A 24,648-nucleotide genomic window follows, 5' to 3' on the forward strand; every position below is an offset into this window, starting at 1 on the left:
CCCCGCGTCCCGCGCCCGCAGCCCCGCCGCGAGGAGCGAGCCCGCGAGGCCGGAGAGCACGTCGCCGCTCCCGGCCGTGGCCAGCCACGACGTGCCCGTCGGGTTCACCCGTACGGGCCCGGAGTCCTCCGCCACCAGCGTCGTCGAGCCCTTCAGGAGGACCGTCGCGCCGAAGCGCCCCGCCAACTCCCGTACCGCCGCGAGCCGCTCCGCCTCCACCTCCTCGCGTGCGACGCCCAGGAGCGCCGCCGCCTCGCCCGCGTGCGGGGTGAGCAGGGTCGGCGCCGTGCGCTCCCGTACCGCCGTCGCGTCGAGGCCCGCGAGCCCGTCCGCGTCCACCAGGACCGGTACGTCGGAGGCGAGGACCTCCGCGACCGCCGACCGCTCGTCGCCGAGGCCAGGGCCGACGACCCACGCCTGGACCCGGCCGGCCTTCCCGGGCGCCCCGGCGTGGACCAGGGTCTCCGGGTGGCGCGCGATCACCGCGTCCCCGGCGGGCCCCACGTACCGCACGGCGCCCGCACCGCCCCGCAGCGCGCCGGTCACCGCGAGCACCGCCGCGCCCGGGTAGCGCGCGGAGCCGGCCACGACCCCGACCACACCGCGCCGGTACTTGTCGCTCTCCACGCCCGGCACGGGCAACAGCCGTGCCACGTCCTCGTGCTGCAGCGCCTCGAAGTCCGGCACGGACGGCAGGGTCGCGCCGAGGCCGATGTCCACGAGCCGCAGCGCCCCCGCGTACTCGCGCGCCGGGTCGATGAGCAGCCCCGGCTTGTACGCGCCGAAGGTGACCGTCGCGTCCGCCCGCAACGCCTCCCCCGCGACCTGCCCCGTGTCGGCGTCCACGCCGCTCGGCAGGTCGACGGCGACCACGGCCGCGTCCGAGCCGCGCGCGGCCCGCGCGACCGGGACCGCGTCCGGCCGCAGGCCTCCCTGGCCGCCGATGCCGGTGATCCCGTCGACGACGAGATCGGCGACGGCGAGGGCCTCGAAGGGGTCCTCCGCCACCCGCCCCCCGGCGGCGAGCAGCGCGGCGAGCCCGCGCTCGTGGGCCCGCGCGCCGAGCAGGACGGCGGTGACGCCGGCCCCGCGGCGCGCGAGCCGGACGCCCGCGTAGAGGGCGTCGCCGCCGTTGTCCCCGCCGCCGACGAGCAGGACGACCCTCGCCCCGTACACATGGCCCCGGCCGAGCAGGGACAGGCACGCGGCGGCGAGCCCGGCCGCGGCCCGTTGCATCAGCGCGCCCTCGGGCAGCGCTGCCATCAGCTCGGCCTCGGCGGCCCGTACGGTCTCCACGCGGTAAGCGGTACGCATGCCCGCAGTCTGCCGCACGGGCCAAGCCCCGTCCCGGAGGCCGGGGTTGACGCTCCCTCAAAGTCAACTTAGGTTTGCCTTACCTAACCAGCACCGCACCTCGCTCAGGGAAGGCCTCCTCCGTCATGCGTACCGCCCTTCGCACCGCGCTCACCCTCGCCTCCGCCGCCGCGCTCACCGTCGGCCTCGCCTCCACCGCCTCCGCCGCGACCGCCGGCCGGACCGTCACCGACGGCTCCCGCACCTACGCCCTCTCCCTCACCGCGCCCTCCACGGCCCCGGCGGCCGGAGCCAACGTCACCGTCAGCGGCTCCGGATACAACCCGGACCAGGGCGTCTACGTGGGCCTGTGCGCGATACCCGCGGGGGTGAACGCGGCCGATCCCGCGACCTGGAACAGCAAGCCCACGCCCTGCCTCGGCGGCCAGGACCAGTCGGGCACGACCGGGGCGTCGCACTGGGTGAACAGCGACTGGTACTGGCTCTCGCCCTCCAACTCCTCCCCGTACACGGAGTCGGCCGGCCTGGGCTCGTTCTCCGTCCAGATCCACGTCAAGGCGAAGATCTCCGACACCGTCACCTGCGGCCAGTCCGGCGTGAACTGCGCGATCGTCACCCGCGCCGACCACTACGACAGCGCGGACCGGAAGTACGACGTCTACATCCCGGTGACCTTCCAGTGAGGAGGACCCTGACCGTGGCCGCCGTCGCCGTCGCCCTCACGGGCACGGCGGCGGCGCCCGCCCCGTCGGCCCCTTCGGCCACCGCCGACCCCACGCACGAGAACGTGCGCACGATCCGCCCGCCGCTCGGCGACGCCCTGGACGCCGAGGTCGACCCGGCCGCCGACCGCCTCTACGTGAGCAGCAGCGACGGCGCGGCCCACCGCCTCAGCACCTACGACACCACCACCGGCGCCCTCGTCGGCGAGCCCGTCGCCCTCCCGGCCCCCGCCACCGTGCTCGCCCTCGGCGGGACCGGCCGGCTGTACCTGGGCCTGTCCACCCGCGTCGCCTCGTACGACACGGCCGACCGCACGCTGGCGGACGGCGTCCTGCCGGTCACGGGCAGCGTCACGCTGCTCGCGGCGGACCCCGCACAGGGGCGGCTCTACGTCGGCGACCAGGCGGCCAAGTCGGTGACCGTCTACGACACCGCGACCGCCCGGGCGGTCGGCGACCCCGTGGTCCTGCCCTTCCACCCCGCGGGCCTGGCCGTCGACCCGGTCCACCACATGGGGTACGCGACCTACGTGGGCGGCGCGGTGGAGAACGGCGCCGTCGTCTACAGGAACGTGCTCAACGCCGTCGACGGGACGACCGGGCGCCTCACGGGCACGGTGAGCCTCGGCTCGACCGCTCTCGGCAGCATGGGCGTCGCGGTCGACCCGACGACCCGCACGGGGTACGTCGCCAACCTGGCGGCCGGTACGGTCTCGGCGGTCGACCTGGCGGCGCGGAAGGTGACCGGCACGATCCCGGTCGAGGGCCATCCCAAGGCCCTCGCGTACGACCCGGGCACCAAGACCCTGTACGCGGCACAGACCGGCGCCGCCACGGTCGCGGTCGTGGACCCGGAGCGGGCGACGGTGACGGAGACGATCACCACCGGCGAACGCCCCGCGGCCCTGGCCCTCGACACCGAGGCCCACACGCTCTACACGGTCGCGGCGGGCGCGGTGACCCAGACGCGACGCCGCACCCCGCCACCGGAACCGACCCCGACCCCGACCCCGACGGGGTCCACGCCCACCCCCACACCCACCTCGACGTCCACCACCGCACCGACCCCGGCCCCCACGGAGCCCACCGGGCCCACCGCCCCGGCGACGCCCGCGTCGCCCGTGCCGTCCGCACCACCACCGCCCGCCGCCGCAGGCACGGTGGGCGGCGGCGATGGCATCCACACCAGCACTCACACCGGCACCGACTCCACCGGCGGCCTCGCCGCGACCGGTGGCGGCGCCGTCCTCCCCGCGGCCCTCGCCGCCGGCTCTCTCGCCGTGCTCGGCGGAGCCACCGTCCTGCTCACCCGCCGCCGCGCCCGGCGCGGCACGCCCTAGAGCGGGCCACAGACGCGCGCGCCCACTCCCTTGGCCCCGGTCCGCGCGCGACACCGGGAGCCCGGCCCGGCACCGTCACGGCCGGGCCGGGCCCCCGGACCCGTCCACGTACCCCGCCTGAGGCCACCCGTCCACGTGCCCCTGCCCAGGCGGCTACCCCTCCGCGATCACCACCGCCGAGGCGACGCCCGCGTCATGGCTGAGCGAGACGTGCCAGTGCCGTACGCCCAGCTCCGCCGCGCGCGCCGCCACCGTGCCCCGGACGCGCAGCCGGGGCTGGCCGGTGGCCTCGACGTAGACCTCCGCGTCCGTCCAGTGCAGGCCCGCCGGCGCGCCGAGCGCCTTGGCCACCGCCTCCTTGGCGGCGAAGCGGACCGCGAGGGACGCGGTACCGCGCCGCTCGCCGCTCGGCAGCAACAGCTCGCGCTCGACGAAGAGACGGCGGAGCAGCCCCGGCGTCCGTTCGATCGACGCCGCGAAGCGGTCGATCTCCGCCACGTCGATCCCCACCCCGATGATCATTCGCTCACTCCACGGTCACAGATTTCGCCAGGTTCCGCGGCTGGTCCACCTCGTTGCCCCGCGCGGTCGCGAGTTCGCAGGCGAAGACCTGCAGCGGCACGGTGGAGACCAGCGGCTGAAGCAGCGTAGGCGTTGCCGGGATGCGGATCAGATGATCGGCGTACGGGACGACCGTCTCGTCGCCCTCCTCCGCGATCACGATGGTCCGCGCGCCCCGCGCCCTGATCTCCTGGATGTTGGAGACGATCTTGTCGTGCAGGACGGACCGCCCGCGCGGCGACGGCACGACGACCACCACCGGCAGGTCCTGCTCGATGAGCGCGATCGGCCCGTGCTTCAGCTCGCCCGCCGCGAACCCCTCGGCGTGCATGTACGCGAGTTCCTTCAGCTTCAGCGCGCCTTCGAGGGCCACGGGGTAGCCGACGTGCCGGCCGAGGAAGAGCACCGTGTCCTTGTGGGCGAGCGAGCGGGCGAGGGCCCGTACCGGCTCCATCGTCTCCAGGACCCGCTCGACCTCGTCGGCGATCCGGGCGAGTTCGCGGATGACGGCGTGGATCTCGTCGCCCCACTTGGTCCCGCGCACCTGCCCGAGGTACAGGGCGAGCAGATAGCAGGCGACCAGTTGGGTGAGGAAGGCCTTCGTGGACGCGACGGCGACCTCGGGCCCGGCGTGCGTGTAGAGCACGGCGTCGGACTCGCGCGGGATGGTCGAGCCGTTGGTGTTGCAGACGGCCAGCACCTTCGCGCCCTGCTCGCGCGCGTGCCGCAGCGCCATCAGGGTGTCCATGGTCTCGCCGGACTGCGAGATGGCGATGACCAGCGTGCGCTGGCCGAGGATCGGGTCGCGGTAGCGGAACTCGCTGGCCAGCTCCACCTCGCAGGGGATCCTGGTCCAGTGCTCGATGGCGTACTTCGCGATCATCCCCGCGTGGAACGCCGTACCGCACGCGATGATCACGATCTTGTCGGCCTCGCGCAGCACCGCGTCGGGGATGCGCACCTCGTCGAGCCGGAGCCGGCCCTCCGCGTCGATGCGGCCGAGCAGCGTGTCGGCGACGGCCTTGGGCTGCTCGGCGATCTCCTTGAGCATGAAGTAGTCGTAGCCGCCCTTCTCGGCGGCCGAGGCGTCCCAGTCCACGTGGTACGCCCGCACGTCCGCGGGGGCGCCGCCGAAGTCGGTGACCTCGACGCCCTCCCGGGACAGCTTCACGACCTGGTCCTGGCCCAGCTCGATGGCCGAACGGGTGTGCGCGATGAACGCGGCCACGTCCGAGGCGAGGAAGAACTCGCCCTCGCCGACCCCCACGACCAGGGGCGAGTTGCGGCGGGCCCCGACGACCACGTCCGGCTCGTCGGCGTGCACGGAGACCAGGGTGAACGCCCCGTCGAGCCGCCGGCACACCAGCCGCATGGCCTCCGCCAGGTCACCGCAGGAGGAGAACTCCTCGGCGAGCAGATGGGCCACGACCTCGGTGTCCGTCTCGGACGCCAGGTCGTGGCCGCGCTCCTCCAACTCCGCGCGCAGGGCGGCGAAGTTCTCGATGATGCCGTTGTGGACGACGGCCACGCGCCCCGCGTTGTCGAGATGCGGGTGCGCGTTGGTGTCGGTCGGCCCGCCGTGGGTGGCCCAGCGGGTGTGTCCGATGCCGGTGGAGCCGCTCGACAGCGGCCGGTCCACCAGCTCCTTCTCCAGGTTGACGAGCTTGCCCGCCTTCTTCGCCGCGGCGAGTCCTCCGTCGGAGAGCACCGCGACACCGGCCGAGTCGTAGCCCCGGTACTCGAGCCGCTTGAGGCCCGCGATCACCACATCAAGCGCCGACTGCCCGCCGACGTACCCCACGATTCCGCACATGACGGAAGCGTACGACCGAAACCGGGCGGAGGAACGGACTCAGCCGAGCTTGGCCGCCTGCGCGTCGATGACGGTCTTCGGCAGCGCGTCGACCTTGCCCACGAGGCTGTACACGAAGAAGGACGCCAGCGTGTTGCCCTGGCGGAAGGCCACGACCTTGCTGGTCCACGGGGCGCCCTCCATGTCGGTGGTGACGGTGAAGGCGATCGCCTCCTCACCGACGGACACGGTCTCCGGAGCGACCTTGGTGATCTTCGTCTTCTCGCTGCCCACGGTGGCCGTGAAGCCGCCCGCGCACTCCGTGCCGGCCGTCTTCAGCGAGGCCAGCGCCGTCTGCGCGCCGCCACCGTCGTGCGAACCGAGCGTGACGGCCGTGGCCGGCGCGCCGAGCGCGTCGAGGACTCCGTCGGGCGCGCCCGTCGCGCCCTTCTCCGTCTTCGGCGTCTCCACGGCGACGCGTCGCGCGCTCGCCGGCGCGTTCCCGATCGCGATGGACGACATGGCCTCGGCGAGCGGCAGGCAGGCGGCCTTGTCCGTCACGATGTCCCCCGGCTTCGCCAGGTCGGCGGCCTTGGCCTGCTCCACCTGGTAGCCCTTCAGGTCGGCCTGCCCGACGATCAGCTTCTCCAGCTCGGCCGCCGACAGCGCCTTCGCGTCGGGCGCGGCGGAGGTGGCGGAGGCGGAGGCCTTCGGGGCGTCCTTCCCCTTGTCCCCGCCCTTCTCGCCCCCGCCGCAGGCGGTGAGCAGCAGTCCCAGCGAGGCGGCCGTGACGGTGGCGGTGGCGATTCTGATGGACGTACGCATACGGATGTGACCCTCTTGTCCCTGTGTGCCGCCGACGGGCGGCGTCCCCCCGCGTGAAACCCACCCCACGCGGCCATGTGCATGATCACCATAGAGCGACGGTCCGACAACGGGATTTCCGCGTGACCGAGCCCACGGCCCACAATCCCCCCGCACGCACGACAATGGCGGGGTGATCACTTCGCCGCCACGAAGCCAGCGCCGGCCTCCCGAGGCCACGCCCTACGTCGACCTCACCCGGGACGAGTGGAGCGCGCTGCGGGACAAGACGCCGCTGCCGCTCTCCGCCGAGGAGGTCGAGCGGCTGCGCGGGCTCGGCGACGTCATCGACCTGGACGAGGTCCGGGACGTCTATCTGCCGCTGTCCCGGCTGCTCAATCTGTACGTCCAGGCCACCAGCGGGCTGCGCGGCGCGCTGAACACCTTCCTCGGGGAGCGGGCCGAGCAGCGCGGTACGCCCTTCGTCATAGGGGTCGCCGGCTCCGTCGCCGTCGGCAAGTCCACCGTCGCCCGGCTGCTCCAGGCGCTGCTCGCCCGCTGGCCGGAGCACCCGCGCGTGGAGCTGGTCACCACCGACGGCTTCCTCTACCCGATGGAGGAGCTGAAGGCGCGCGGCCTGATGTCCCGCAAGGGCTTCCCCGAGTCGTACGACCGGCGGGCCCTGACCCGGTTCGTCGCCGACATCAAGGCCGGCAAGGACGAGGTCACCGCCCCGGTCTACTCCCACCTCATCTACGACATCGTGCCGGGCGAGCGGCTCGTGGTCCGCCGTCCCGACATCCTCATCGTGGAGGGGCTCAACGTGCTCCAGCCGGCGCTGCCCGGCAAGGACGGCCGGACCCGGGTGGGGCTCGCCGACTACTTCGACTTCTCCGTCTATGTGGACGCCCGGCCCGAGGACATCGAGGCCTGGTACCTCAACAGGTTCCGGCGGCTGCGCGAGACCGCGTTCCAGAACCCGTTCTCGTACTTCCAGAAGTACACCCAGGTCTCCGAGGAGGAGGCCCTGGAGTACGCCCGCACGATGTGGCGGACCATCAACAAGGTCAATCTGCTGGAGAACGTGGCCCCGACGCGGGGCCGGGCGACCCTCGTCGTCCGCAAGGGGCCGGACCACAAGGTGCAGCGGCTGTCCCTGCGCAAACTCTGAGTCCCGTCACCGAACCCCGTTAAGGTGCGGCCATGCTGCACTTGCGGATCATCACCCCGGCCGTCCGCACGGACGCCGTGCTCGACCTGATCGACACCACCGTGGGCACGACGCATCTCGCGGTGCTCAAGGGCGTCGCCCGCGAGCCCGAGGGCGACATCGTCCTGGTCGACGTGGCCCGCGAGGCAGGCGACGAACTCCTGCAGGGACTGCGGCAGTTGGACATCGACAAGGTCGGTTCGATCGCCGTCGAGAACGTGGACCTGTCCCTCTCCGACCGCGCCGAGAAGGCGGAGGAGGAGGCGCCGGGCGAAGCGGCGGACGCGGTGATCTGGGAGCAGATCTCGGAGACCACGCAGGAGGAGTCCACCCTCACCATCGCCTACGCGGCCCTGATGATCGTGGCGACGATGATCGCGGCCTGCGGTGTCGTCCTGGACAACGCGATCCTCATCGTGGGCGCCATGGCGGTCGGCCCCGAGTTCGGCCCTCTCGCCGGGATCAGCACCAGCCTGGTGCGGCGCGACCGCAGGGGTGTCTTCCGCTCGTCGGTCGCGCTGGTGGTCGGCTTCGCCGCGGCCATCGTGGCGACGACCCTGTTCAGCCTGGTGATGGACGCCCTCGGCCAGTTCGAGCGGGGCATGCTCGAAGCGGACCGCCCGAACACCGGATTCATCTTCCAGCCCGACCCGTTCTCGTTCATCGTGGCGCTCCTCGCGGGCGTGGCCGGCGTGGTCTCGATGACGTCGTCGAAGGCGGGCGTGCTCGTCGGCGTGGCGATCTCGGTGACGACCGTCCCGGCCGCGGCGAACGCGGCCGTCGCCCTCAGCTACGGCGATCTCGGCCAGATGTGGGGCTCCGCCGAGCAGTTGCTGCTCAACCTGACCGGCATCATCGTCGCCGGCGTGCTGACCCTCGTCGCCTGGAAACTGCTGTGGCGCACCCAGCAGGGCCGGATGACCCGCCCGCCGGGTGCGCCACGCAAGTTCTGAACGCGCTTATCCCAGCGCGGACTTCACCACATCGGCGAGCCGCCCGGCCACGGACCGGGCCTGCTCGATGTCGGCGGCCTCGACCATGACCCGCACCAGCGGCTCGGTGCCCGAGGGGCGGAGCAGGACGCGGCCGGTGGAGCCCAGCTCGCGCTCGGCGTCCCCGACGGCGGTCGCCAGCTCGGCGGAGGTCTTCACCCGGGACTTGTCGACGTCCGGGACGTTGATGAGGACCTGCGGCAGCCGCTCCATCACACCGGCCAGCTCCGCGAGGGACTTGCCGGTGGCCGCGACCCGGGCCGCCAGCATCAGACCGGTCAGCGTGCCGTCGCCGGTGGTGGCGTGGTCGAGCACGATGACGTGGCCCGACTGCTCGCCGCCGAGCGCGTAGCCGTGCTCCTTCATGGACTCCAGGACGTACCGGTCGCCGACCGCCGTCTGCACCAGCTGCAGGCCCTCGCGCTCCATGGCCAGCTTGAAGCCGAGGTTGGACATCACGGTCGCGACGACGGTGTCGCCGCGCAGCGTGCCGGCCTCGCGCATGGCGAGCGCCAGGACCGCGAGGATCTGGTCGCCGTCGATCTCCTCGCCGGACGCGTCCACGGCGAGGCAGCGGTCGGCGTCGCCGTCGTGCGCGATGCCGAAGTGGGCGCCGTGCTCGACGACGGCGGCCTTCAGCAGCCCCAGGTGGGTGGAGCCGCAGCCGTCGTTGATGTTGAGGCCGTCGGGGGCCGCACCGATCGTGACGACCTCGGCACCGGCCCGGGAGAACGCCTCGGGCGACACGTGGGAGGCCGCGCCGTGCGCCTCGTCGAGGACGACCTTGAGCCCGTCGAGCCGGTTCGGCAGGACGGCGATGAGGTGGGCGACGTACTTGTCGAAGCCCTCGTCGTAGTCACGGACCCGGCCGACGCCGGAGCCGGTCGGCCGCTCCCACGGGGCGCCGGTGCGGTGCTCCTCGTAGACGGACTCGATCCGGTCCTCCAGCTCGTCGGCGAGCTTGTGGCCGCCGCGGGCGAAGAACTTGATGCCGTTGTCGGGCATCGCGTTGTGGCTGGCGGAGAGCATCACGCCGAGGTCGGCGCCGAGCGCTCCGGTGAGGTACGCCACCGCGGGGGTGGGCAGGACGCCGACACGCAGGACGTCGACGCCCGCGCTCGCGAGGCCCGCCACGACGGCGGCCTCCAGGAACTCTCCCGACGCACGGGGGTCACGCCCGACCACCGCGGTCGGCCGATGGCCCTCGAAGGTCCCCGCCTCGGCGAGCACGTGCGCCGCCGCGACCGACAGGCCGAGCGCCAGCTCCGCCGTCAGATCCGCGTTCGCCACACCGCGTACACCGTCCGTGCCGAAGAGTCGTCCCACAGCTGTCCTCCGAAACTGCTCCGAAAAGTGCGATCCCCTGAGCGCCTGATGCCCGTTTTCATGTCGGAACCGCCATCAAAGCTGTCCGAAAGAGCTCAGGGGGAGGAAAAGACGTACGCCCCGGCAGCACGGGCAGTGCCGCCGGGGCGTACGTGCAAAGCAGACCGAGCAGGCGATTAACGCTTGCTGTACTGCGGGGCCTTGCGGGCCTTCTTGAGACCGGCCTTCTTGCGCTCGACCGCACGGTCGTCGCGGGAGAGGAAGCCGGCCTTCTTCAGCGGACCGCGGTTGTTCTCCACGTCCGCCTCGTTCAGGGCGCGGGCCACGCCGAGGCGCAGGGCGCCGGCCTGACCGGAGACGCCGCCACCCGAGATGCGGGCGATGACGTCGTAGCGGTTGTCGAGCTCGAGCACCTTGAAGGGCTCGTTGACTTCCTGCTGGTGGACCTTGTTCGGGAAGTAGTCCTCGAGCGTACGCCCGTTGATCTTCCACTTGCCGGTGCCCGGGACGATCCGGACGCGGGCGATGGCGTTCTTGCGACGACCCAGGCCGGCGGCCGGCTGCGGGTCACCGAAGCGCGACGCCAGGGACTCCGAGGTGTACTCGCCCTCGACGGGGACCTCGGACTCGAAGGTGGTGACCTCGGCGTAGGTCTCCTCGCCCTCGATGGGGTTCTCAACAGTGGTCTCGGCCACGATGCTCCTCAGATTTCTTTCGTTCTTAGGGGGTGTGGCCGGAACTACTGCGCGACCTGGGTGATCTCGAACGGGACCGGCTGCTGGGCAGCGTGCGGGTGGTTCTCGCCCGCGTAGACCTTCAGCTTCGAGAGCATCTGACGGCCCAGGGAGTTCTTGGGGATCATGCCCTTGATGGCCTTCTCGACGGCCTTCTCGGGGTTCTTGTCGAGCAGCTCGTCGTAACGGACGGAGCGCAGACCACCCGGGAAACCGGAGTGGCGGTACGCCAGCTTCTGCTCGCGCTTGTTGCCGGACAGGTGGACCTTGTCGGCGTTGATGATGATGACGAAGTCGCCCATGTCCATGTGGGGGGCGTAGACCGGCTTGTGCTTACCCCGCAGGAGGTTCGCAGCCGTCGTCGCCAGACGACCGAGGACAACGTCCTGGGCGTCGATGATGTGCCACTGGCGAGTGACATCGCCGGGCTTGGGGCTGTACGTACGCACTTCGTAGCCTTCGCTTCTTCAGTGGATGGAGTCCAGACACACCTGAAGCGATCATGCAGCTGGGGCCTGCACTGCCGGGAACACCGCCCGTATGCGAGCCACTGGTAACTGCTCCAGGGAACTTGCGCACCGGCCCTTCGCGTGAAAACGACGAAGCCAATACGCATAACAAACCGCAACAGTACCCGCGCCGCCCCCGGCGGGTCAAAACGCCGAGGGCGCCAGGGTCTTTCGTTCGGATCAGGCCGGAGCCCGGCATGATCCGAACGACAGGCCCTACCGCGCCCGCTCGACCCGTCGCTCGTCCCACACCGGCTCGCTCGTCTCCCGTACGACCCCGTCCGAGCCGAAGACCAGGTACCGGTCGAAGGTCTTCGCGAACCACCGGTCGTGCGTGACCGCCAGCACCGTGCCCTCGTACGACTCCAGACCGTCCTGGAGGGCCTCCGCCGACTCCAGGTCCAGGTTGTCCGTCGGCTCGTCCAGGAGCAGCGCCGTGGTGCCCGAGAGCTCCAGGAGCAGGATCTGGAACCGCGCCTGCTGCCCGCCCGACAGCTTCTCGAAGGGCTGGTCCCCCTGCGCCTCCAGCTCGTACCGCCGCAGCACGGACATCGCCCCGCCCCGGTCCTTGGCATGCTCCGACCAGAGGATGTCCACCAGGGAACGCCCCTGCAGCTCCGGGTGCGCGTGGGTCTGCGCGAAGTGGCCGGCGACGACCCGGGCGCCCAGCTTCCACTCCCCGGTGTGCGCCACCGACGGGTCCCCTGCCAGCAGCCGCAGGAAGTGCGACTTGCCCGAGCCGTTCGACCCGAGGACGGCGACCCGCTCCCCGTAGAAGATCTCCAGCGAGAACGGCTTCATCAGACCGGTCAGCTCGAGGTTCTCGCAGGTCACGGCCCGTACACCGGTACGTCCGCCGCGCAGCCGCATCCGGATGTCCTGCTCGCGGGGCGGCTCCGGCGGCGGGCCCGCCTCCTCGAACTTCTTCAGCCGGGTCTGCGCCGCCGCGTACCGGGACGCCATCTCGTGGGAGACCGCGGCCGCCTGCCGCAGGTTGATCACCAGCTTCTTCAGCTGCGCGTGCTTCTCCTCCCAGCGCCGCTTCAGCTCCTCGAAGCGGGCGAACCGCTCCCGTCGCGCCTCGTGGAAGGTCTCGAAGCCACCGCCGTGCACCCAGACGTCCGATCCGGCCGGACCGGGCTCGACCGCGATGATCTTCTGCGCGGCCCGGGCGAGCAGCTCCCGGTCGTGGGAGATGAACAGCACGGTCTTACGGGTCTCCCGCAGCCGCTCCTCCAGCCACCGCTTGCCCGGGACGTCGAGGTAGTTGTCCGGCTCGTCCAGGAGCAGCACCTCGTCCGTGCCGCGCAGCAGCGACTCCAGGACCAGACGCTTCTGCTCGCCGCCGCTGAGCGTGCGCACCTCGCGGAACTGCGCCTTGTCGTACGGGACGCCGAGCGCGGCCATGGTGCACATGTCCCAGACGGTCTCGGCCTCGTACCCCTGCACCTCGGCCCAGTCGCTCAGCGCCTGCGCGTACGCCATCTGCGCGGCCTCGTCGTCGACGGTCATGATCAGGTGCTCGGCCGCGTCGACGGCCCTCGCGGCCTCCCTGATACGCGGCTGGGCGACCGAGACCAGCAGGTCACGGACCGTACGGTCGTCCCGCACCGAGCCCACGAACTGCGGCATCACACCGAGCCCGCCGCTGACGGTGACGGATCCGCCGTGCGGCTGGAGCTCACCGGCGATCATCCGCAGCAGCGTGGTCTTCCCGGCGCCGTTGGCCCCGACCAGGGCGACGACGGCGCCCTCCCCGACCCGGAAGGAGGCGTCCGCGAGCAGGACCCTCCCGTCGGGAAGGTAGTACTCCAGATGCGCGGCCTCGACGTGTCCCATGCGGGCCATTGTCACCGCACGCATGGCTCGGCCCCAACCGGTTTAGGATGCGCGGCATGAGCTTTGGGGGACCGCAGTGGCCGCAGGAGCCGCAGCAGCCGGGTCAGCAGCCGTACGGACAGCAGCCGGGACAGCAGCAGTACGGACAGCAGGGATACGGCCAGGGGTACGGGCAGCAGCCCGCACACCAGTACGGCGGGCAGGCCGACCCCTTCCCGGGCGCGACGCAGGACGGGACGCCCGACTGGGGAGCCCTCGCCGACGCCTCGGCGGCGGGCCGGCGACGTAAGCGCCTGCTCCTGATCGGCGGCGGCGCGCTTGCGGCCCTCGCCGTCGCGGCGATCGTCGCCACGGCGGTCGTGAAGAGCAACGACACGACCACCACCGGCAAGAACGGCACGGTCACCCCCACCGGCTCCGCCGCGCCCACCGACGCCCCCACGCCCGGCCCGTCGTTCTCCTCCGTCGCCCCGCCGCCCCCGCCGAACCCCAAGGACTTCATCTCGGACGAGAAGAAGGACAAGGCCCCGCTCAGCGCCGAGGGGCTCTTCCCGGGCAAGAAGCTGACGATGAACGGCCGCGCGTACCAGAAGGGCGCCACGTCCTCCACGACCGACTGCGCGAGCGTCGGTGAGGGCGGCCTCGGCGCGGTCCTGAAGAAGAACGGCTGCGACCGGGTGATCCGCGCCACGTACGTGCAGGACGGGGTCGTCCTCACCGTCGGCGTGGCCGTCTTCCCGAACGAGGCGGCGGCGCTGAAGGCGAAGGACCAGGCCACCGGCGGCATCGCCCCGCTGGCCGGGGCGGGCGTGAAGGAGTTCTGCCGCGCGACGGTGTGCCTGCGCCGGGCGAACTCGATCGGCCGCTACGCGTACTTCACCCAGGCCGGCTTCTCGAACGGCTCCAAGGTGACGACTTCCTCCAAGGCCGTCTTCCAGGCCAGCGACGACCTGGGCACCTTCGCCTTCAACCAGATCTACGCCCGCGGCAAGTCCCAGGCCGCCGCGGCGGCGGCAGGCGCCCCCGGCCAGTAGGCGGGGGCGCGCGGGCGCCGGATCAGCAGCAGCCGGCGCCCGGCAGCGTGCGCTTGTTCCTGGCCTCCAGGTTCCGGGCGGCCAGCAGCTCGTCGGCCGGGTAGCCGACCTCTTCGAGCGTCAGGCCGTGCGGCCGTACGACGTGCACGGCGGAGTCCCGCACCCCCGCGGCGAGCACCTTCCCCGGCCAGTCCACCGGCCGGTGCCCGTCGCCCACGAAGAGCAGCGCGCCGACGAGCGAGCGGACCATGTTGTGGCAGAAGGCGTCGGCCTTCACGGTCGCCTCGAGGATGCCCCCGGGCCGCCGCTCCCAGCGCAGCTCCTGGAGCGTACGGATGGTCGTGGCGCCCTCGCGCTTCTTGCAGTACGCGGCGAAGTCGTGCTCGCCGACGAGCCGCTCAGCGGCGGCGTTCATGGCGTCCATGTCGAGCGTCCAGTCGTGCCACAGGACGTGACCGCGCAGCAGCGGGTCGACCCCGCCGGGGTTGTCGGTGACGCGGTAGGCGTAGCGCCGCCAGATCGCCGAGAAACGCGCGTTGAAGCCGCTGGGGGCCTCGGTGAGCCGCCACACCCGCACATCGTGCGAGAGCCGCCCCGCGAGCCTGCGCAGCAGCTTGTCCTGGTGCTCGGCCCACAGCTCCACGGGCAGGTCGACGTGCGCGACCTGGCCGCGGGCGTGCACACCGGCGTCCGTGCGTCCCGCGACGGTCAGCTCGTACGTCTCCTTGGAGCGGGTGACCGTCTTCAGGGCGTCCTCGATGTCGCCCTGCACGGTCCGCTGCCCGCGGGCCTGCTTGGCCCAGCCGGAGAAGTCCTTGCCGTCGTAGGACAGGTCAAGCCGTACCCGTACGAACCCGGGCTGCACGTCGTCACTCACGCGAGAAATCCTTTCAGGCCTCTCAAGCCTCTCAAGACACGGGAACGGGCCCGCACCCTGAGGGTGCGGGCCCGCCCACGTGATCGTCGGAACGCTTACGCGTCCTTCGACTCCTCGGCCGGCGCCTCGGCGGCGTCCTCGACCTTGGTGTCCTCGACCTTGGCGGCCTCGTCGGCCTCCTTGACGGCGCGCTTGGTGGCGGCCTCGGCCTCGGCGACGGTCGCCTTCTTGGCGATCTCGCCCTCGACCAGCTCGATCACAGCCATCGGGGCGTTGTCGCCACGACGGTTGCCGATCTTGGTGATACGGGTGTAGCCACCCGGGCGCTCGGAGTAGCGCGGGGCGATCTCGGTGAAGAGCGTGTGGACGATGCCCTTGTCCGTGATCGTCTGCAGCACCAGGCGACGGTTGTGGATGTCGCCCTTCTTCGCCTTGGTGATCAGGCGCTCGGCGACCGGACGCAGGCGGCGGGCCTTGGCCTCGGTCGTGGTGATGCGGCCGTGCTCGAAGAGGGACTTCGCCAGGTTGGCGAGCAGCAGACGCTCGTGAGCGGCACTGCCACCGAGGCGGGCACCCTTGGCGGGACGCGGCATGGTGTTTCTCCTTGTGATCTGCACCGGCCGTATGAGGTACCGGTGTCAGTGTCCGAGCGGGCGGTCGCCCGTCGGAGATCCGAGGTCGCCCCCGGAAGGGGCGCGGGGAACTGCGCGATCAAGCACAGCGCACCCGCACCCGAGTACGGACCGGATCGGCCCGAGCTCTTAGTACTGCTCGGTCTCGACGAACCCGGCGTCCGCGTCGTCGTCGGCGCCGAAGGCGTCGGCGGCGGCGGTCGGGTCGAATCCGGGCGGGCTGTCCTTGAGGGCCAGGCCCATGCCGGCCAGCTTCGCCTTGACCTCGTCGATCGACTTCGCACCGAAGTTGCGGATGTCGAGCAGGTCGGCCTCGGAGCGCGCCACGAGCTCACCCACGGAGTGGATGCCCTCACGCTTGAGGCAGTTGTACGAACGAACGGTGAGCTCGAGCTCCTCGATCGGCAGCGCCAGGTCGGCGGCAAGGGCGGCGTCCGTGGGGGACGGGCCCATGTCGATGCCCTCGGCGTCGATGTTGAGCTCGCGCGCCAGACCGAACAGCTCGACCAGCGTCTTACCGGCGGACGCCATGGCGTCACGCGGCCGCATGGCCTGCTTGGTCTCGACGTCGACGATCAGCTTGTCGAAGTCGGTGCGCTGCTCGACACGGGTCGCCTCGACCTTGTACGTGACCTTGAGCACCGGCGAGTAGATGGAGTCGACCGGGATACGGCCGATCTCCTGGCCCACCTGCTTGTTCTGCACGGCGGAGACGTAGCCGCGACCGCGCTCGACGGTCAGCTCCATCTCCAGCTTGCCCTTGCCGTTGAGCGTGGCGAGCACCAGGTCGGGGTTGTGCACCTCGACGCCGGCCGGCGGGGCGATGTCAGCAGCGGTGACCAGGCCGGGACCCTGCTTGCGCAGGTACATCACGACCGGCTCGTCGTGCTCCGAGGAGACGACCAGCTGCTTGATGTTCAGGATGAGGTCGGTGACGTCCTCCTTGACGCCCGGCACGGTGGTGAACTCGTGCAGGACACCGTCGATCCGGATGGACGTCACAGCGGCGCCCGGGATCGAGGAGAGGAGCGTACGGCGGAGGCTGTTGCCGAGCGTGTAGCCGAAGCCCGGCTCCAGGGGCTCGATGACGAACCGCGAGCGGAACTCGTCGACGACCTCTTCGGTCAGCGAGGGACGCTGAGCGATCAGCATGGTGTGTGTTCCTTCAGTCGTGGACGCCCACTATTTGACGCCCGACGGGTACTGCGTACTGCAAGGGTACGGGCGGTACGGCCCCAGAAGGGGTCGTACCGCCCGGACACTCAGACCGTCACCGGTCGTGCGTCAGACGCGACGACGCTTCGGCGGACGGCAGCCGTTGTGCGGCGTGGGGGTGACGTCCTGGATCGAGCCGACCTCGAGGCCGGTGGCCTGGAGGGAGCGGATCGCGGTCTCACGGCCGGAGCCGGGACCCTTGACGAAGACGTCGACCTTGCGCATGCCGTGCTCCTGCGCGCGGCGAGCGGCCGACTCGGCGGCCATCTGCGCGGCGAACGGGGTGGACTTGCGCGAGCCCTTGAAGCCGACGTGGCCGGCGGAGGCCCAGGAGATCACGTTGCCCGAGGGGTCCGTGATCGAGACGATCGTGTTGTTGAACGTGCTCTTGATGTGCGCGTGGCCGTGAGCGACGTTCTTCTTTTCCTTGCGGCGCACCTTCTTGGCAGCGCCCTGACGACCCTTGGGGGGCATCTATAACTCCTACGGGAGGTGGTCGGTCCTACAGCGAAGACCGCTTGGTCAAGCGTCCGCTGAGGACTACTTCTTGCCCGGCTTCTTCTTACCGGCGATGGCGCGACGCGGGCCCTTGCGGGTACGGGCGTTCGTGCTGGTGCGCTGTCCGTGCACGGGCAGGCCACGACGGTGGCGGATGCCCTGGTAGCACTGGATCTCGATCTTGCGGCGGATGTCGCCCTGGATCTCGCGGCGGAGGTCACCCTCGGTCTGGAGGTTGGCGTCCACGTACTCGCGGATCTTGACCAGGTCCTCTTCGGCCAGGTCACGAACGCGGGTGTTCGGGTTCACGCCGGTCGAGGCGAGGATCTCCTTGGACCGGGTACGCCCGATACCGAAGACGTAGGTGAGTGCGATCTCCACACGCTTTTCGCGCGGGATGTCAACACCGGAAACGCGTGCCATTCAATGGCTCCTGTGTGTTCGGGGGTCTTCCGCAGAGCCGCTCCCGATTCGCCGTATGAGGTACGACCCGGGTCTCCGGCCCCCGCCGGAGGTGCCGCCGACCCTTGCGGGCTGGGCGGGCTCTGCGTATGTACGTATTGCTTGCGTCGCGCGAAGAACTGCGGGGTGCAGGTCGGTCGGCGTGCGTCAGCCCTGGCGCTGCTTGTGGCGCAGGTTGTCGCAGATGACCATGACCCGGCCGTGACGGCGGATCACCTTGCACTTGTCGCAGATCTTCTTGACGCTCGGCTTGACCTTCATGGGATGTGAGGTTCTCCGGGTCAGTGCCACCACCCTCGGCGGAGCCGGGGTGCGGGCAAGATCTACTTGTACCGGTAGACGATCCGGCCACGCGTCAGGTCGTAGGGAGAGAGCTCCACCACGACCCGGTCGTCCGGAAGGATTCGGATGTAGTGCATCCGCATCTTGCCGGAGATGTGCGCGAGGACCTTGTGACCGTTCTGGAGCTCCACCTTGAACATGGCGTTCGGCAGGGACTCGATCACGGTGCCCTCGATTTCGATGGCACCTTGCTTCTTGGCCACGCTTCGCCCTTCGAATCGGCTACCTTGATCGACTCTCGATCCGCGTGCGGACACACGGGTACACGAGAGCCGACGCATCAGTCTACGTCAGGCCCCTGGAAAAGACGAATCCGGAGAGTTTGCCCACCGGTGGAGATCCTTACGCAAGGAGCCACGCCGCAGTACGCGGCCCTTACGCCAGGGGATCCGGCGCCGCCACGACGCCCAGCTCGGCCAGCTTCGCCTTGCCGCCGTCGGGGGCGGTCAGGACCAGGGGGCCTTCCTCCGTGAGCGCGACCGAGTGCTCCCAGTGGGAGGACCAGGTGCCGTCCGTGGAGACGACCGTCCAGTCGTCCGCCAGGACCTCCGTGCGCGGGGTGCCGAGCGCCACCATCGGCTCGATCGCCAGGCAGAAGCCCGGGACCAGCTTCGGACCCTTGCCGCGCTTGCGGGCGACGTAGTTCAGCAGGTGCGGGTCCATGTGCATCTCGGTGCCGATGCCGTGGCCGCCGTAGTCCTCGACGATGCCGTACTTGCCGCCGCCCGGCTTGGGCTGGCGACGGATGTACGTCTCGATCGCCCGCGAGATGTCCACCAGCCGGTTGCCGGCCTTCATCGCCGCGATGCCGGCCCACATCGACTCCTCGGTCACCCGGGAGAGCTCGATCAGCTCCGGGGCGTGACCACTGCCGACGAAGGCCGTGTACGCGGCGTCGCCGTGCCAGCCGTCGACGATCGCGCCGGCGTCGACGGAGATGATGTCGCCGTCCTTGAGGACGGTCTTCTCGTCCGGGATGCCATGCACGACGACCTCGTTCACCGAGGTGCAGATCGTCGCGGGGAAGCCGCCGTACCCCAGGAAGTTCGACTTCGCCCCGTGGTCCGCGATGACCTTGCGGGCGACCTCGTCCAGATCTTTCGTCGTGGCGCCCGGCACGGCCGCCTCACGCGTGGCCGCGTGGATGGCGGCGACGACCAGCCCCGCCTCGCGCATCTTCGCGATCTGCTCGGGGGTCTTGATCTGCACCATCGTGGCGGGGCCTTTCCTTACGCGTACCAGGGACAGAACAACGATACGGCCGCGGCGCCCCCCAGGGGCACCGCGGCCGTGTCGAACGAACCAGGGTTACTTCTTGAGCGCGGCCATCGCCTTCGCGGTGACCTCGTCCACCTTGCCGAGCGCGGAGATCGTCACGACCAGGTTCTGCGCCCGGTAGTAGTCGATGATCGGCTCGGTCTGCGTGTGGTAGACCTCCAGGCGCCGGCGGACCGTCTCCTCGGAGTCGTCCGGACGCTGGAAGAGCTCGCCGCCGCAGACGTCGCAGACGCCCTCGGTCTTCGGAGCGTTGTACGTCAGGTGGAACACGTGCGCGCTGTCGTTGCGGCAGATGCGGCGACCCGCGATCCGCTTCACGACCTCGTCCTCGGGGACCTCCAGGTCCAGGACCGCGTCCAGCTGCATGTCCTCGGCCTTCAGGACCACGTCCAGCGCCTCGGCCTGAGCCACGTTGCGCGGGAAGCCGTCGAGCAGGAAGCCGTTGACGGCGTCGGCCTGCTCCATGCGGTCCTTGGCCATCCCGATGGTCACCTCGTCGGGCACCAGGTCGCCGGCGTCCATGAACGCCTTGGCCTTCACGCCCAGCTCCGTGCCCTGCGAGATGTTGGCACGGAACAGGTCACCGGTGGAGATGTGCGGAATGTCCAGGTTCTTGGCAAGGAACGCGGCCTGCGTACCCTTCCCGGCCCCGGGCGGTCCGACGAGGACGATTCGCATCAGCGGAGGAACCCTTCGTAATTGCGCTGCTGGAGCTGGCTCTCGATCTGCTTCACGGTCTCCAGCCCCACACCCACGATGATGAGGATGCTCGTCCCACCGAAGGGGAAGTTGGCATTGGCACCGCCGAAGCCCGCCAACGCCATCGTCGGCACAAGAGCGATCAGACCCAGATACAGCGAGCCCGGCCAAGTGATCCTGTTGAGCACGTAGCTCAGGTACTCGGCAGTAGGTCGACCAGCCCGGATACCCGGGATGAAGCCACCATACTTCTTCATGTTGTCCGCGACTTCCTCGGGGTTGAACGAGATCGCCACGTAGAAGAAGGCGAAGAACACGATCAGGAGGAAGTACGTAGCGATGTAGTAGGGGTGGTCACCCTTGACGAAGTGGGCTTCGATCCAGGTCTTCCACCCCGCGGTGGAACTCGAGAACTGAGCGATCAAGGCCGGGATGTAGAGCAGCGACGAGGCGAAGATGACAGGAATCACACCCGCCTGGTTCACCTTGAGAGGGATATAAGTGGACGTTCCGCCGTAGGACCTGCGGCCGATCATCCGCTTCGCGTACTGCACCGGGATGCGGCGCTGGGCCTGCTCGACGAAGACGACGAGGCCGACCATCGCGAAGCCGACGAGGATCACGGTGCCGAACTCGATCCAGCCGTCGGCCAGGTCACCCTCGACCTTGATCTTCCACAGCGCGCCCGGGAAGCCGGCGGCGATCGAGATGAACATCAGGATCGACATGCCGTTGCCGATGCCGCGGTCGGTGATGAGCTCACCGAGCCACATGACGACGGCCGTACCGGCGGTCATCGTGATGACCATGGTGGCGATGGTGAAGATCGACGGGTCCGGAACGACCTGGTTGGCCACCGTGCAGCCGCTGAACAGCGCACCGCTCTTGGCGGTGGCGACGAGGCCCGTGCCCTGGAGGACGGCGAGCGCGATCGTCAGATAACGCGTGTACTGCGTGATCTTGGCGGTGCCCGACTGCCCCTCCTTCTTGAGGGCCTCCAGGCGAGGGATCACCACGGTCAGCAGCTGCAGGATGATGCTCGCCGTGATGTACGGCATGATGCCGAGCGCGAAGATGGTGATCTGCAGCAGTGCCCCGCCGGAGAACATGTTCACCAGGCCGAACAGGGAGTTGTTGCCCTGGCTCGCCTGGTCCACACACTGCTGCACGGCCTGGTAGCTGACACCGGGTACGGGGATGTGCGCCCCGAGGCGGTACAGCACGATGATGCCGAGCGTGAAGAGCAGCTTCTTGCGCAGGTCGGGCGTCTTGAACGCCCGGGCGAACGCGGTGAGCACGGTGCCTCCTGCGACCCCCGCGTTACGCGCGTGAGGGTGACGGTTTGAATGTGAGCGGTTACAGAACACGGCAGCCGCACGCAACAAGCGCAGACTGCCGGGGAAGCTAACAGCCGCTACCATACCCGGCCGTACAGCCAGCGGGAAACGTCTCCTGGGCACGTCAACCCGGTATCGGCCACCGTTCGAGCCGTTCGTGCCCCCACGGCCCCGCACGGGAGTCCCCTACGCCCCCGTACGCCCACGTACGGGCCCGTACGAGCCCTCGACGCCCCTTCACGCGCTCTCAGGTGCCGGAGGGCCGTTCGGCCGGGGTCGTCACGACCGGCCGCACCCGGACGAGTGGCCTCGCGCGGCCCTTTCGCCCACCCGCAGGGCCCCCGACGCACAAAAAGCCCGGCCGGCTCCCCCGAGGGGGAACCGGCCGGGCTCAGTGCTGTCAGGCCGAGACTCAGACGAGCTCGGTGACGGTGCCACCGGCGGCGGCGATCTTCTCCTTGGCGGAGCCGGAGACGGCGTCAACCGAAACCTGCAGCGCCACGGTGATCTCGCCGGTGCCGAGCACCTTGACGAGCTGGTTCTTGCGAACCGCACCCTTGGCGACCAGATCGGCCACCGTGACCTCGCCACCCTGCGGGTAGAGCGCGGCCAGCTTGTCCAGGTTCACGACCTGGAACTCGGTGCGGAACGGGTTCTTGAAGCCCTTGAGCTTCGGGAGACGCATGTGGAGGGGCATCTGCCCACCCTCGAAGCGCTCCGGAACCTGGTAACGGGCCTTGGTGCCCTTCGTACCACGACCGGCCGTCTTACCCTTCGACGCCTCACCACGACCCACACGGGTCTTGGCGGTCTTGGCGCCCGGGGCGGGACGGAGGTTGTGGACCTTCAGCGGGTTGTTCTCCGCCATGTCAGTCGACCTCCTCGACCGTCACGAGGTGGCGGACGGTGTGCACCATTCCGCGGAACTCGGGGCGGTCCTCCTTGACGACCACGTCGTTCAGGCGCTTGAGCCCGAGCGAACGCAGGGTGTCGCGGTGGTTCTGCTTGCTGCCGATGTACGACTTCGTCTGCGTGATCTTGAGACGGGCCATTACGCACCCGCTCCCGCACGCGCACGAAGGAGAGCCGCGGGGGCGACGTCCTCGAGCGGCAGACCACGGCGAGCCGCGATCTCCTCGGGACGCTGCAGGCCCTTCAGGGCCTCCACGGTCGCGTGCACGATGTTGATCGCGTTGTCGGAGCCGAGCGACTTCGACAGGATGTCGTGAACGCCGGCGCACTCGAGCACGGCACGCACCGGGCCACCGGCGATAACACCGGTACCGGGGGAAGCCGGCTTGAGCAGGACGACGCCCGCGGCCTTCTCGCCCTGGATCGGGTGCGGGATGGTGCCCTGGATACGGGGGACCTTGAAGAAGTGCTTCTTGGCCTCCTCAACACCCTTGGCGATGGCGGCCGGCACCTCCTTGGCCTTGCCGTAACCGACACCCACGGTGCCGTCACCGTCGCCCACCACGACCAGCGCGGTGAAGCTGAAGCGACGACCACCCTTGACAACCTTGGCGACGCGGTTGATCGCGACTACGCGCTCGACGTACGCGGTCTTCTCGGCGGCAGCGGCGCCACCGTCGCGACCCTTCCGGTCCCGCCGCTCGCCGCCACCGGCACCGCTTCCGCGGCGCTGGGGTCCAGCCATTGGATTACCTCTCTCTGTTACGTCCGTTAGTCCCGGAACCGGGGCTTAGAACTTCAGCCCGGCTTCGCGGGCGGCGTCAGCCAGAGCGGCAATGCGCCCGGCGTACCTGTTGCCACCACGGTCGAACACGACAGCCTCGACACCGGCGGCCTTGGCGCGCTCAGCGACGAGAGCACCGACCTGCTTGGCCTGCGCGGACTTGTCACCCTCGCCGCCACGGATCGACGCGTCCAGGTTCGACGCGGACGCAAGGGTGTGGCCCTTGAGGTCGTCGATGACCTGAGCGGTGATACCGCGGTTGGAACGCGTCACGACGAGGCGCGGACGCTCCGCCGTACCCGACACGTTCTTGCGGATGCGGATGTGACGGCGGGCCTTGGCGGCACGCTTGTAAGCGTCGCCCTTGGCGATCTTCACACCGTATGCCATGGCTTACTTACCAGCCTTTCCGACCTTGCGGCGGATGACCTCGCCGGCGTACTTGACGCCCTTGGCCTTGTACGGGTCGGGCTTCCGCAGCTTGCGGATGTTCGCCGCGACCTCGCCGACCTTCTGCTTGTCGATGCCCTCGACCGAGAACTTGGTCGGCGACTCGACCTTGAACGAGATGCCCTCGGGCGCCTCGACCAGGATCGGGTGGCTGTAGCCGAGCTGGAACTCCAGGTTGGAGCCCTTCGCGGCGACGCGGTAACCGACACCGCTGATCTCGAGCGCCTTCACGTAACCCTGGGTCACACCGGTGATCATGTTGGCCACCAGCGTGCGGGACAGGCCGTGAAGGGCCTTGTTCTGACGCTCGTCGTTCGGACGGGTGACGTTGAGAACGCCGTCCTCGCCCTTAACGATCTCGATCGGAGCGGCGACGGTGTGGGTCAGGGTGCCCTTGGAACCCTTCACCGTGACCGAGCGGCCCTCGATGGTGACGTCCACGCCGGCGGGAACCTGGATAGGCAGCTTGCCAATACGCGACATTAGCTATTCCTCCGTTCCCGACTACCAGACGTAGGCGAGGACTTCCCCACCTACGCCCTTCTTGCCTGCCTGCTGGCCGGTCAGGAGACCGTGGGACGTGGAGATGATCGCCACGCCCAGGCCGCCGAGAACCTTCGGCAGGTTGGTGGACTTCGCGTAAACCCGGAGGCCGGGCTTCGAGATCCGCTTGATGCCCGCGATGGAGCGCTCACGGTTCGGACCGAACTTGAGCTCGAGAACGAGGTTCTTGCCGACCTCGGCGTCCTCGACCTTCCAGCCCGTGATGAAGCCCTCCTGCTGGAGGATTTCCGCGATGTGAGACTTGATCTTGCTGTGCGGCATCGTCACGGTGTCGTGGTACGCCGAGTTCGCGTTACGCAGACGCGTGAGCATGTCTGCGATCGGATCAGTCATGGTCATGAATTGGCCTTCGGCCTCTCTCGCCGGGGTTTCCTGTATGCGCCATCCCTCTCCCCACACAGGGGCGGGACGGGTGCGGCGC

General features: G+C 70.0%; 29 protein-coding genes. 5 read left to right on the plus strand and 24 right to left on the minus strand.

The features are described 5' to 3' along the window. The coding region (locus tag AB0E14_RS17770; protein WP_362418206.1) for an NAD(P)H-hydrate dehydratase at positions 1 to 1,314 on the minus strand (1,314 nt) is incomplete at its 3' end. 125 nt (positions 1,315 to 1,439) lie between these two features. Here AB0E14_RS17770 and AB0E14_RS17775 point away from each other — a divergent pair. After that, a complete protein-coding gene (locus AB0E14_RS17775) occupies positions 1,440 to 1,997 on the plus strand; it encodes a hypothetical protein (RefSeq protein WP_362418209.1) in 558 nt (185 codons plus the stop codon). 14 nt (positions 1,998 to 2,011) lie between these two features. Continuing rightward, positions 2,012 to 3,376: a YncE family protein gene (locus AB0E14_RS17780; RefSeq protein ID WP_362418212.1), complete on the plus strand. Its 1,365-nt coding sequence runs from the start codon at positions 2,012 to 2,014 to the stop codon at positions 3,374 to 3,376. A gap of 153 nt (positions 3,377 to 3,529) precedes the next feature. Here AB0E14_RS17780 and AB0E14_RS17785 read toward each other — a convergent pair whose 3' ends face one another. Genes AB0E14_RS17785 through AB0E14_RS17795 form a run of 3 tightly spaced genes read right to left on the minus strand, consistent with a single transcriptional unit; the run spans position 3,530 to position 6,554 of the window. Continuing rightward, complete coding sequence (locus AB0E14_RS17785; RefSeq protein ID WP_362418215.1) at positions 3,530 to 3,898, minus strand: holo-ACP synthase; 369 nt, start codon at positions 3,896 to 3,898, stop codon at positions 3,530 to 3,532. Between the two features lie 4 nt (positions 3,899 to 3,902). After that, on the minus strand, positions 3,903 to 5,750 hold the full coding sequence (gene glmS, locus AB0E14_RS17790; RefSeq protein ID WP_362418218.1) for a glutamine--fructose-6-phosphate transaminase (isomerizing): 1,848 nt from the start codon (positions 5,748 to 5,750) through the stop codon (positions 3,903 to 3,905). Between the two features lie 39 nt (positions 5,751 to 5,789). Then, entirely contained in the window at positions 5,790 to 6,554 is a 765-nt protein-coding gene (locus tag AB0E14_RS17795) for a hypothetical protein (protein WP_362418221.1), read from the minus strand. Positions 6,555 to 6,726: 172 nt separating this feature from the next. On the opposite strand from AB0E14_RS17795, the gene coaA reads away from it, so the two are divergent. Continuing rightward, positions 6,727 to 7,704 carry a type I pantothenate kinase gene (gene coaA / locus AB0E14_RS17800; protein ID WP_362418224.1) on the plus strand — a complete coding sequence of 326 codons (978 nt, stop codon included), beginning with the start codon at positions 6,727 to 6,729 and terminating at the stop codon, positions 7,702 to 7,704. Positions 7,705 to 7,736: 32 nt separating this feature from the next. Continuing rightward, entirely contained in the window at positions 7,737 to 8,696 is a 960-nt protein-coding gene (locus tag AB0E14_RS17805; protein ID WP_362418227.1) for a DUF389 domain-containing protein, read from the plus strand. 6 nt (positions 8,697 to 8,702) lie between these two features. Here AB0E14_RS17805 and glmM read toward each other — a convergent pair whose 3' ends face one another. The 4 genes from glmM to AB0E14_RS17825 all read right to left on the minus strand — a co-directional run bounded on the left by glmM (position 8,703) and on the right by AB0E14_RS17825 (position 13,143). Continuing rightward, entirely contained in the window at positions 8,703 to 10,061 is a 1,359-nt protein-coding gene (glmM, locus tag AB0E14_RS17810) for a phosphoglucosamine mutase (RefSeq protein WP_362418230.1), read from the minus strand. 176 nt (positions 10,062 to 10,237) lie between these two features. Next, entirely contained in the window at positions 10,238 to 10,756 is a 519-nt protein-coding gene (gene rpsI / locus AB0E14_RS17815; protein WP_352188402.1) for a 30S ribosomal protein S9, read from the minus strand. A 44-nt stretch (positions 10,757 to 10,800) separates the two neighbouring features. Continuing rightward, positions 10,801 to 11,244: a 50S ribosomal protein L13 gene (gene rplM, locus AB0E14_RS17820; RefSeq protein ID WP_362418233.1), complete on the minus strand. Its 444-nt coding sequence runs from the start codon at positions 11,242 to 11,244 to the stop codon at positions 10,801 to 10,803. A gap of 276 nt (positions 11,245 to 11,520) precedes the next feature. Next, on the minus strand, positions 11,521 to 13,143 hold the full coding sequence (locus AB0E14_RS17825; RefSeq protein ID WP_362418236.1) for an ATP-binding cassette domain-containing protein: 1,623 nt from the start codon (positions 13,141 to 13,143) through the stop codon (positions 11,521 to 11,523). Between the two features lie 56 nt (positions 13,144 to 13,199). Between AB0E14_RS17825 and AB0E14_RS17830 the strand changes: the two genes are divergently transcribed. Next, on the plus strand, positions 13,200 to 14,177 hold the full coding sequence (locus AB0E14_RS17830; protein WP_362418239.1) for a hypothetical protein: 978 nt from the start codon (positions 13,200 to 13,202) through the stop codon (positions 14,175 to 14,177). A 22-nt stretch (positions 14,178 to 14,199) separates the two neighbouring features. Here the strand turns inward: AB0E14_RS17830 and truA are convergent, their stop codons facing one another. The 16 genes from truA to rpsH form a co-directional block, all read right to left on the minus strand. Then, positions 14,200 to 15,054: a tRNA pseudouridine(38-40) synthase TruA gene (truA, locus tag AB0E14_RS17835; RefSeq protein ID WP_362418242.1), complete on the minus strand. Its 855-nt coding sequence runs from the start codon at positions 15,052 to 15,054 to the stop codon at positions 14,200 to 14,202. A gap of 95 nt (positions 15,055 to 15,149) precedes the next feature. Beyond that, positions 15,150 to 15,647 carry a 50S ribosomal protein L17 gene (gene rplQ / locus AB0E14_RS17840; RefSeq protein WP_362418245.1) on the minus strand — a complete coding sequence of 166 codons (498 nt, stop codon included), beginning with the start codon at positions 15,645 to 15,647 and terminating at the stop codon, positions 15,150 to 15,152. Positions 15,648 to 15,815: 168 nt separating this feature from the next. Then, the gene (locus tag AB0E14_RS17845; protein ID WP_003966937.1) at positions 15,816 to 16,838 is read right to left on the minus strand and encodes a DNA-directed RNA polymerase subunit alpha; all 1,023 of its coding nucleotides are present in this window, start codon (positions 16,836 to 16,838) and stop codon (positions 15,816 to 15,818) included. Positions 16,839 to 16,970: 132 nt separating this feature from the next. Continuing rightward, complete coding sequence (gene rpsK, locus AB0E14_RS17850; RefSeq protein ID WP_003956432.1) at positions 16,971 to 17,375, minus strand: 30S ribosomal protein S11; 405 nt, start codon at positions 17,373 to 17,375, stop codon at positions 16,971 to 16,973. 66 nt (positions 17,376 to 17,441) lie between these two features. Next, positions 17,442 to 17,822, minus strand: a complete 381-nt coding sequence (gene rpsM, locus AB0E14_RS17855; protein WP_005313488.1) for a 30S ribosomal protein S13 — start codon at positions 17,820 to 17,822, stop codon at positions 17,442 to 17,444. A 186-nt stretch (positions 17,823 to 18,008) separates the two neighbouring features. Continuing rightward, positions 18,009 to 18,122, minus strand: a complete 114-nt coding sequence (rpmJ, locus tag AB0E14_RS17860) for a 50S ribosomal protein L36 (RefSeq protein ID WP_003956441.1) — start codon at positions 18,120 to 18,122, stop codon at positions 18,009 to 18,011. Positions 18,123 to 18,184: 62 nt separating this feature from the next. Continuing rightward, positions 18,185 to 18,406 (minus strand): translation initiation factor IF-1, encoded by a 222-nt coding sequence (gene infA, locus AB0E14_RS17865; RefSeq protein ID WP_003956442.1) that lies wholly within the window; start codon positions 18,404 to 18,406, stop codon positions 18,185 to 18,187. A 172-nt stretch (positions 18,407 to 18,578) separates the two neighbouring features. Further along, entirely contained in the window at positions 18,579 to 19,415 is an 837-nt protein-coding gene (gene map, locus AB0E14_RS17870) for a type I methionyl aminopeptidase (RefSeq protein WP_362418248.1), read from the minus strand. Between the two features lie 96 nt (positions 19,416 to 19,511). Next, positions 19,512 to 20,159, minus strand: coding sequence for an adenylate kinase (locus tag AB0E14_RS17875; RefSeq protein ID WP_362418251.1), 648 nt, complete (start codon positions 20,157 to 20,159; stop codon positions 19,512 to 19,514). Beyond that, positions 20,159 to 21,478: a preprotein translocase subunit SecY gene (gene secY / locus AB0E14_RS17880; RefSeq protein WP_260229390.1), complete on the minus strand. Its 1,320-nt coding sequence runs from the start codon at positions 21,476 to 21,478 to the stop codon at positions 20,159 to 20,161. The genes AB0E14_RS17875 and secY overlap by 1 nt, the downstream gene beginning before the upstream one ends. 451 nt (positions 21,479 to 21,929) lie before the next feature. Continuing rightward, positions 21,930 to 22,385, minus strand: coding sequence for a 50S ribosomal protein L15 (gene rplO / locus AB0E14_RS17885; protein ID WP_362418255.1), 456 nt, complete (start codon positions 22,383 to 22,385; stop codon positions 21,930 to 21,932). Between the two features lies 1 nt (position 22,386). Next, on the minus strand, positions 22,387 to 22,569 hold the full coding sequence (gene rpmD, locus AB0E14_RS17890; protein WP_005313525.1) for a 50S ribosomal protein L30: 183 nt from the start codon (positions 22,567 to 22,569) through the stop codon (positions 22,387 to 22,389). Further along, positions 22,569 to 23,174 (minus strand): 30S ribosomal protein S5, encoded by a 606-nt coding sequence (rpsE, locus tag AB0E14_RS17895; RefSeq protein WP_030201551.1) that lies wholly within the window; start codon positions 23,172 to 23,174, stop codon positions 22,569 to 22,571. Before rpsE ends, rpmD begins: the two co-directional genes overlap by 1 nt. A gap of 45 nt (positions 23,175 to 23,219) precedes the next feature. Beyond that, a complete protein-coding gene (gene rplR / locus AB0E14_RS17900) occupies positions 23,220 to 23,603 on the minus strand; it encodes a 50S ribosomal protein L18 (protein WP_015035587.1) in 384 nt (127 codons plus the stop codon). A 3-nt stretch (positions 23,604 to 23,606) separates the two neighbouring features. Beyond that, positions 23,607 to 24,146 carry a 50S ribosomal protein L6 gene (gene rplF, locus AB0E14_RS17905; protein ID WP_361667570.1) on the minus strand — a complete coding sequence of 180 codons (540 nt, stop codon included), beginning with the start codon at positions 24,144 to 24,146 and terminating at the stop codon, positions 23,607 to 23,609. 21 nt (positions 24,147 to 24,167) lie between these two features. Then, the gene (gene rpsH, locus AB0E14_RS17910; RefSeq protein ID WP_030209003.1) at positions 24,168 to 24,566 is read right to left on the minus strand and encodes a 30S ribosomal protein S8; all 399 of its coding nucleotides are present in this window, start codon (positions 24,564 to 24,566) and stop codon (positions 24,168 to 24,170) included. Positions 24,567 to 24,648 lie beyond the last annotated feature (82 nt).

The sequence above is a fragment of the Streptomyces sp. NPDC047981 genome (assembly GCF_040653315.1).
GTDB lineage: Bacteria > Actinomycetota > Actinomycetes > Streptomycetales > Streptomycetaceae > Streptomyces.